Origin of the sequence: Janthinobacterium sp. PSPC3-1 (assembly GCF_049896105.1) — a bacterium.
GTDB lineage: Bacteria > Pseudomonadota > Gammaproteobacteria > Burkholderiales > Burkholderiaceae_D > Janthinobacterium.
The window spans coordinates 1-5548 of the sequence record NZ_JAFCTQ010000077.1; the positions used below are offsets into that span (position 1 = coordinate 1).

At 57.2% G+C, this 5548-nt stretch carries 5 protein-coding genes and 2 pseudogenes; 2 read left to right on the top strand and 5 right to left on the bottom strand.

Features of this window, described 5'->3' with window-relative positions:
• Positions 1–333 (top strand): annotated as a pseudogene (locus tag ACP7B7_RS31405) (ISKra4-like element ISCot1 family transposase); the annotation flags it as partial.
• 132 nt (positions 334–465) lie between these two features.
• On the opposite strand, the pseudogene ACP7B7_RS31410 reads toward ACP7B7_RS31405, so the two are convergent.
• From ACP7B7_RS31410 to ACP7B7_RS31430, 5 genes and pseudogenes are all read right to left on the bottom strand, one after another.
• A pseudogene (locus ACP7B7_RS31410) lies at positions 466–930 on the bottom strand (IS6 family transposase); the annotation flags it as partial.
• 135 nt (positions 931–1065) lie between these two features.
• Complete coding sequence (locus tag ACP7B7_RS31415; RefSeq protein ID WP_070289058.1) at positions 1066–1368, bottom strand: HigA family addiction module antitoxin; 303 nt, start codon at positions 1366–1368, stop codon at positions 1066–1068.
• Positions 1369–1417: 49 nt separating this feature from the next.
• Positions 1418–1687 (bottom strand): type II toxin-antitoxin system RelE/ParE family toxin, encoded by a 270-nt coding sequence (locus ACP7B7_RS31420; protein ID WP_070223560.1) that lies wholly within the window; start codon positions 1685–1687, stop codon positions 1418–1420.
• Positions 1688–1806: 119 nt separating this feature from the next.
• On the bottom strand, positions 1807–3054 hold the full coding sequence (locus ACP7B7_RS31425; RefSeq protein WP_426079329.1) for a tyrosine-type recombinase/integrase: 1248 nt from the start codon (positions 3052–3054) through the stop codon (positions 1807–1809).
• A complete protein-coding gene (locus ACP7B7_RS31430) occupies positions 3051–3941 on the bottom strand; it encodes a hypothetical protein (protein WP_426079330.1) in 891 nt (296 codons plus the stop codon). The genes ACP7B7_RS31425 and ACP7B7_RS31430 overlap by 4 nt, the downstream gene beginning before the upstream one ends.
• Before the next feature lie 1112 nt (positions 3942–5053).
• On the opposite strand from ACP7B7_RS31430, the gene ACP7B7_RS31435 reads away from it, so the two are divergent.
• The gene (locus ACP7B7_RS31435) at positions 5054–5335 is read left to right on the top strand and encodes a hypothetical protein (protein WP_426079331.1); all 282 of its coding nucleotides are present in this window, start codon (positions 5054–5056) and stop codon (positions 5333–5335) included.
• Positions 5336–5548: the final 213 nt, after the last annotated feature.

Here is a 5548-nt window from a genome sequence, read left to right on the forward strand (position 1 = left end):
CGTGACGCGCTGAGGAAAGAACAAAATCGACGCATTCTAAAACCGGAATTATGCGACAACTATCTTGACACGTACCGCAGGGATGGTTACGAATTCTCAAGGCTGTGGTGGAATCTGCGTACCGTCAGCTGCTACATCCGCAACAACACCGATTCCCTGGTCAACTATGGTGCACGATATAGAAAAGGCCTGCCAATCAGCAGCAGCATCGCCGAATCGGCCGTGAATCTGGTCGTCAGCCAGCGCATGGCCAAGAAGCGCCAAATGCGCTGGACCGACGAAGGCGCGCACTGCCTTGCACAGGTCAGAGTCGCCGTTCTCAATGGCGAACTCTCGCCAGGCAGACTGCAAACTTTGATCGCGACCAGGCCGACTTCCGTCGCCTCTCGACAGTCTTGCGCCAATGGCAGCACATTTGAGCAGCAAGGATGATCTGTCAGCCTCCCCAGGTTTTGCACGCACTCTAAGGTATTTAACCTGGCGCACCAAGATTGGCACGTCACGGCCGGCGTTGATCAAATCGAAGGCCGCGTTGTTGGCGCCGCTCTTGTCCATCGCGACTTTGTCTGGATCGCCGTTAGCTCAGATGGCCTTGTCGAAGAAGCGCTTCGCTGCCGCCATGTCACGCTTGGCCGTGAGCAGTAAGTCGACGCTCTTGCCCTGCTTGTCGACAGCGCGGTACAGGTATTTCCAGACGCCCTTGACCTTGATGTACGTCTCATCCATTCGCCAGCTGCCACCGACCGGGCGCTTGTGTTTGCGGACCATCTTCTCGATCTGCGGAAGAAATCGGACCGCCCATTTGCTAATCGATGAATGGTCTACCGACAAGCCGCGCTCCTCCATCATTTCTTCCACGTGCCGGTAGCTCAGCGGGTAGGCCACGTACCAACGAATGCAGACAAGGAGCAGATCGATCGGAAAGCGCATCCTCTTGAAGTGGAGCACATCGAGTCGTTCAAGATTAAGCACCGTAGTTTTCCTGATCGGCCATCGACGGTTTGCTAATGCGACAGGACCAATTCAAGTCCGTCGTTCACAATGAGAAACATAGATTTTCTTGAGCTATGCCAACGCAAGCGGCTTGATTGCTTCGGCGATGGCTTTGCCAGCGGATATTTCGGCCATACGCAGATCATACGCACTTTGGAGATTCAACCATCCTTGTGCCTCACTGCCAAAATAGCGCTCCAAGCGAAGTGCCGTATCAGCGGAGACGCCGCGCTCACCTTTGGTGATCTCGCTGAGGCGAGAGTACGGAACGTGCAGGGCCAGAGACACAGCGCGCACGCTGACGCCCATGGGCTTAATGTAGTCCTCGACCAAAATTTCGCCTGGGTGGATAGGACGCATACCATTTTTGAACATAATGCCCTCCGTGGCTGTTCAGGTTTTTCTATGCGGGGCTAGGCCCCGCTCAGTGTGGGTCTTCGATCAGCACTTCATAAGGGCCGCTATCACCCCACTTGAAGGTCAGACGCCATTGGTCGTTAATCCGCACATGCCAAGCGCCGTCGTACTCTTTCAGGTCGTTACCCGGCGGCGCCTTCATGAAATTCACCGAGGGAGCCGCGTCGAGCTGGGCCAGCTTGCGCTCGGCTACGTTCTTAATGTTGACGAATCGGCGACTCCTGCCTGTGGTGAACAGGGCTTGCGTGTCGGGACAAGCGAAGGATTGAATTGGCATGTTTTCATATTATCCGTTATCCGGTTAACAGTCAACAAAACGCAAGAATTTTCCTCGTTACATTTAGTTGGACGGCTGAAGCATCTGGGGGAAAGCCTACCAAAAAATTTAACTCCTGTTCACTTGATTCCATCGGCCTGGCCCGCACGGGCCACGCGGCCTGGCGTTTCTCGCTCCCAACTCTCGATCAGATCGATCGCGTCCTGTTCCGTGTAGCCCATGGTCGTGTCGACGCTGGCATGGCCCAGCGACGTGGCCACGCTTCGCAGATCCTGACCCGACAAGAGCGACGTCATCGCGAACGTATGCCGCAGCCAGTGTGCCGATACTCGATCCAGGTGCGCGGCGCTTGCGCCATCGCCGGCCTGCTCCAGCAGAAGGACTGCATCCCGTATCCGGCCTTTGATGATGCCATGCAGTCCTTGCCGGCTCCCCACGTCGCGCCATTCACCAAACAGCCGTCGGTCCGACGCGCTCTTGATCCGGCTCCCGCTCTCCCTTTTTTTGGTGCGCACGGACAGCACAAGCCCATACTGCTGGGGGTTCGGTCCAGGCATCGGATCCAGTCCGAACGCGCGCCGGTAGGCAATAAAAGCTTCCAGGAACGCCACGCTCACCGGGACCGTGCGCTGTTTGCCGCCCTTGGCCGTCTCTGCCTTGACCGTCATGGCCCAATAGGTATTGCCGCTGTTGGGGTTGTACAGCAACCCGACGGCATCCATTTTAGCCCCGATGAGTTCCGACGCCCTCAGTCCCGACTCGCGCAGGCAAATGAAGATGAAGCAGTCGCGCACGTAAATCTGATGGTCTTTCTGGGTTGGCTGCGGCGCCTCCGCCATCACCTGCAGCACCAGGTCAAACAAATCATCCCCCACGGCGCGTTTTTTGTCCAAGCGGCGCTGCTTCGGCGCTTGGACGAGCGCCATCGGATCGAGGCGCAGATAGCCGGTACGATGCAGGGCACTGAACATGGCCTTGGTGAACCGCAGGATGTCGGACTGGGTGCTGACGCCGGGCTGCTTCTGGAACGGTGAGTAGTCTGGCGCACCAGGTGCGATATTGATAGTACGCAAGGACGAAGCAGGCAGCTGCGCGAGGTAGTTGCGGAAGGCTTTCACATCTTGCAGGGTCCAGGTCGACGGCGGGCGTCCCAGTTCGCGCTCGCAGTACCAGCGCAGCTTGGCCAGGTGGTAGCGGTAGGTGTTGAGCGTTTCATGGGAACCGCTTCTGCTGTTGTCGGCCACCGCGGCCAGCCACACATTGATCGCTTCCCAGTCGTTGGCGACGGGCCCCAGGCTGTGCACCGGCTGGGGGGCGGCGACCGCGAGCTGGCCGGCGCCGTGGGCGTAGGGCGTCAGTCCAGTCATCGTGCAGGCGCTCCTTTGCTGAACGCCATTTGCCGGTACATGTCCACTTGCTGCTCCTTGTCCTTGAGTTGTTGCTCCAGCTGCGCGCAGCGTTCTTTGGCCCCGCGCGTTTCTCCGCGCACGCCATCGATGGCCTGCATGGCAAACTGCCGGCTGCCATGCAGTTCTTCCGCCATCGCGCCCAGCGCCGCCGCCTGGTCCTTGACGTTCTGGTACAGCGCCGCCAGCTCGCGCGCACGCTCCTCTGCCTGGGTGGCGGCAGCTTGCACCTCGAGCGCCATCCGGGCGGCCTGCGCCCGCGTTTCATTTAAATCCTCTTCGGTGACGGCGAGACGCTCGCGCAGATAGTCGTTGTGGGCTTGCAAGCCGGCCGAACGATCCTGGCCTGCGAACGCCCGATCCTGTTGATCCAGTCGCGCTGACAGGTGGTGCAGCAAGCTGATGATCTGCTGGAGCTCGAGTCCGGTTTCCCGCGCCGGCGCCGGTGCTGGCACCGATGGCGCTGCCTCAGCTGCCGGCAGTGGCGTTGCCGCAGCGATGCCGACGGCCACCGCGCGGCTTTTCAGCGCATGCTCAAGCAAGTTTTTTTCGGTCTCGAGCGTGGTCGTTGACGGCGTGCGCTCGGGCGCGTACGCCTGCAGCAGCTTGCGATAGGTCCCTGCGCTGTAGATGCGCCCGGTCGCGTGGTGCACCGCCCGTAGAAAATCGTGCACGAACGGACGATGCTGGCGGGGGTTGTTGGCGTGACGGGTACGCATATCGCCCAGTTGCATCACCAGGCTGCGCGCCTCATCGTCGGTGAGCGCAAAACGCGGCCGGCCGGCGTTGCGCGGCAGCGATGCCGGTGCTGGCGGCGGTGGGAACAGCGGGTCTGATGGTGGTTGCATGGTGCGCGCAATTGATCGGGTGGGCCAGCGCGGACATCACGGCGGCGTGGGTGAAAAAGAGCATAGCACGACCAGCCAGACAGCGGTATTTAAACCGGTATTTTTCATGCATAAACGTACCTGTAATTTACCCTATAATACTTAGCACCGATTAAGTAAACTACCTAGTTCTGTATGGCTTCAAAGGATATGAACCGCTCTTTTGATGAAAAAATTGGTGGCGTTGTGGACAAACAATAAAGTCGGACAGAAAACAATATAGTTCGACACAAAACAATGACGTTTGACACAAGAGGCCGAGGCGGACATGCTCCACCGGAACTTCTGCTCTCGGCCAATTGTTTTGAAAACGCGGCTACGTTAACATTTAGATAAAATTTATACCAGTTTAAACTGACGAATCGAGAGTCAGCACGAAATTGAATCGGGAAAATATGGCCAGCAATGAGTGGACTTTGTGGCACTTAACGCCCGGCGGGTGGATCACTGGTGATCAACAACTTGACACCGGCCCAATGGTGCGGAGTACAGCGCCGGTAGACCGCGTGCTCAGCTCCGTTTATAAGGAGACCTGCAGTGGTTTCACGGTACCGTTTGGCAGTCGGACCGAGAGTTGGCGTGGGACCGATGAGCAATTGATCGCGAGCTTGCTGGAGAAGTTTGGACCTCCTCCCTCGGAGCTTTGAAAGGAAATCACACCATGACCAATGAAGCCGGCAAAATCTACCTTTTCAGAACGGTAGGCAACGAGATGCGCGCCATTGCGCCGACAACTCCATATGGCGGCTTGGTGATGTGGTAAGTCGAGCGGATGGCAGGCACCAGCGCTGGTAAGCGCATGGACGTTCCAGCCCGCGCCTTGGTAACGCATCTGGATTGGTGGGAAAAAATAATGGAAACGTCAACTGGCTTCTTTGTAGATTGGGACGGCAAGATTCGCCGTGGCGCTAAACCGGGTGCCGGACTATCCTGTCGCGTCATCTAGCGCGGCTACACTGGCGTCGACGTGATCGATGCCGACGGCTTTGTCATCCATGAGGCGACGTTCTTTCCGACGTTGAAAGCGGTGTCTTCTGCCGGCGTCGTCATCGAACGGGTTCAAGAGGAATAACATGTTGGAAGGAGAGAATATCGACGGTCTCAGTGACAATGAGATCGCAGTTGAAATTGAGAAGTTGCCCCCAGCAGTTCACTTCTGGCGAGACGCAGGGGGCTGGGCCCCCTCCGCAACTGCTTTGTTAGACCGCTCAATGTTGAGCTGGCAAGCTTCACTAGCTACCTCGCTCAAGCAGTGGGTTGGTCAACAAAGCGATGGCGATCTTATCTTGGCATGGGCCAACCTGGGCAGCCTGGCTGAGGGGGGAATGAAGCTGAAGGTTGCTGTTTTTTTATGAAGATTATCTTAAAGACCAGCATACTCTAAGACGACCATCCGACCAAAGTCTTATTGAGCCAAACGAATTAATGTTGGGCAAACTATGCTCTTTTTTTCGGGAAGAGTATATGGGAGCCAGGATCAGAGCACGCTAAGTTGCTGTGGTCTAATTTGCTCGGACACCTCGATAGGTGGAAAATACACCACCTGAGGAGTTGAACATGACAACAAG

Bases quoted from the DNA above. Each gene is read 5' to 3' on its own strand.
- ACP7B7_RS31430 (WP_426079330.1), bottom strand. From the start codon at position 3,941: ATGCAACCACCATCAGACCCGCTGTTCCCACCGCCGCCAGCACCGGCA.
- ACP7B7_RS31425 (WP_426079329.1), bottom strand. From the start codon at position 3,054: ATGACTGGACTGACGCCCTACGCCCACGGCGCCGGCCAGCTCGCGGTC.
- ACP7B7_RS31435 (WP_426079331.1), top strand. From the start codon at position 5,054: ATGTTGGAAGGAGAGAATATCGACGGTCTCAGTGACAATGAGATCGCA.
- ACP7B7_RS31420 (WP_070223560.1), bottom strand. From the start codon at position 1,687: ATGCCAATTCAATCCTTCGCTTGTCCCGACACGCAAGCCCTGTTCACC.
- ACP7B7_RS31415 (WP_070289058.1), bottom strand. From the start codon at position 1,368: ATGTTCAAAAATGGTATGCGTCCTATCCACCCAGGCGAAATTTTGGTC.